Below are 842 nucleotides of genomic sequence, written 5' to 3'. Positions count from 1 at the left end.
AAGCCCTCCAGCGCCGATGGTACTTGGACCGAAGGGTCCTGGGAGAGTAGGACGTCGCCAAGCGTAATATTCCCTGATAGCTCAGTTGGTAGAGCACTCGACTGTTAATCGAGTTGTCACAGGTTCGAGTCCTGTTCGGGGAGCCATGCTCTCATAGCTCAGTAGGTAGAGTGCATCCATGGTAAGGATGAGGTCACCGGTTCGATCCCGGTTGAGAGCTCCACTTTTGTGGCCCGTTGGTCAAGGGGTTAAGACACCTCCCTTTCACGGAGGTAACAGGGGTTCGAATCCCCTACGGGTCACCATTCCTTTGGAATGGCTATGCTTTTGACTCGCTTGCGTGTCTCTTTTTTTTGTGCACCTTATTGGTTTGTAATCACGCAGTGGGTACCTAAATGGTTTTGGAGGCTTAGCTCAGCTGGGAGAGCATCTGCCTTACAAGCAGAGGGTCGGGGGTTCGATCCCCTCAGCCTCCACCATATCTACTCATAGATCAGCGATTTATGGACACACTAAGGTTACAATAATGGGGATTAGCCAAGCGGTAAGGCAACGGACTTTGACTCCGTCATGCATAGGTTCGAATCCTATATCCCCAGCCATTTTACTTCTGTGGATAGAATAGGCTTCGGAGTTTACCTGATAGGTTCGGAGCTCCATAATATGAGCCATTAGCTCAGTTGGTAGAGCACCTGACTTTTAATCAGGGTGTCGAAGGTTCGAGTCCTTCATGGCTCACTCTTATGTAATATGCGCGTGTGGCGGAATTGGCAGACGCACTAGACTTAGGATCTAGCGTCTTTGACGTGGGGGTTCAAGTCCCTCCACGCGCACCATCTTAA

General features: G+C 50.5%; 7 tRNA genes. All 7 read left to right on the top strand.

Annotated elements, in window-relative coordinates:
- Positions 1-70 precede the first annotated feature (70 nt).
- The 7 genes from ACE6ED_RS29190 (at position 71) to ACE6ED_RS29160 (ending at position 836) form a co-directional block, all read left to right on the top strand.
- Positions 71-146: transfer RNA gene (locus tag ACE6ED_RS29190), tRNA-Asn, on the top strand.
- Position 147: 1 nt separating this feature from the next.
- Positions 148-223, top strand: a tRNA-Thr gene (locus ACE6ED_RS29185).
- A 7-nt stretch (positions 224-230) separates the two neighbouring features.
- Positions 231-305 (top strand) — tRNA-Glu (locus ACE6ED_RS29180).
- A 98-nt stretch (positions 306-403) separates the two neighbouring features.
- Positions 404-479 (top strand) — tRNA-Val (locus ACE6ED_RS29175).
- A 48-nt stretch (positions 480-527) separates the two neighbouring features.
- A tRNA-Gln gene (locus tag ACE6ED_RS29170) sits at positions 528-602 on the top strand.
- 63 nt (positions 603-665) lie between these two features.
- A tRNA-Lys gene (locus ACE6ED_RS29165) sits at positions 666-738 on the top strand.
- Between the two features lie 14 nt (positions 739-752).
- Positions 753-836 (top strand) — tRNA-Leu (locus ACE6ED_RS29160).
- Positions 837-842 lie beyond the last annotated feature (6 nt).

The organism is Paenibacillus nanchangensis, assembly GCF_046543445.1.
GTDB lineage: Bacteria > Bacillota > Bacilli > Paenibacillales > Paenibacillaceae > Paenibacillus_AQ > Paenibacillus_AQ nanchangensis.
Note: the sequence above shows the minus strand (reverse complement) of the source record. Positions and strands in the feature narration are given on the sequence as shown.